1 protein-coding gene is annotated in these 552 nt (G+C 53.3%); it reads right to left on the bottom strand.

The features are described 5' to 3' along the window. On the bottom strand, nucleotides 1-549 hold a 549-nt coding region (locus tag Xedl_RS20035; RefSeq protein WP_279625384.1), incomplete at its 3' end, for a contractile injection system protein, VgrG/Pvc8 family. Between the last annotated feature and the right edge of the window lie 3 nt (nucleotides 550-552).

Genomic DNA, 552 nt, shown 5'->3' with positions numbered 1-552 from the left:
GACCACGATGGCAGTTTCATCGCCATCTGCCAGAGGCTTGTAGTGGAAAGGCGGACGATAATCATCCAGACCGGAAATAAAACTGAACTGGTTGGAAAGCGTGGTGCCTTCACCGGCATCATTTCCCAATGCCTGCGGACAGCGACCGTGATGGCTGATACCGACCACCTGCCAGCGAACATTAAGCAGTTTATGGGGATGATTTTTTATCTCGAAGATTTTACCTGGCATCAGTTTGATGCAGTTACTGCTACCGCTGCCGGTCTGTTTCTGGTTGTCCAGTGCTTCCTGCCGGTATTTTAAAAATGGTTTGGCGGCGGCATCTTTCTGGAAGCGTCCGTAACTTTCAAACACGGTGTAAGGGGTCTGGCTGCCGAAGTCGCGGAAGCCTTCGCTGCTGTGCATATGGGAGAGGTGATAGCGCGGGTTTTCCGGGTTGAAGTCTTTATGCAGGCTACGTTGCGGGCTCATGCCGACGCCTAACCGTACCTGATAAATCGTATCTACCCCATGCGCGGTTTCCGGCTGGGGCTGGTATTGCAGCGGCAAGCC

It is taken from the genome of Xenorhabdus eapokensis (assembly GCF_001908105.1).
Note: the sequence above shows the minus strand (reverse complement) of the source record. Positions and strands in the feature narration are given on the sequence as shown.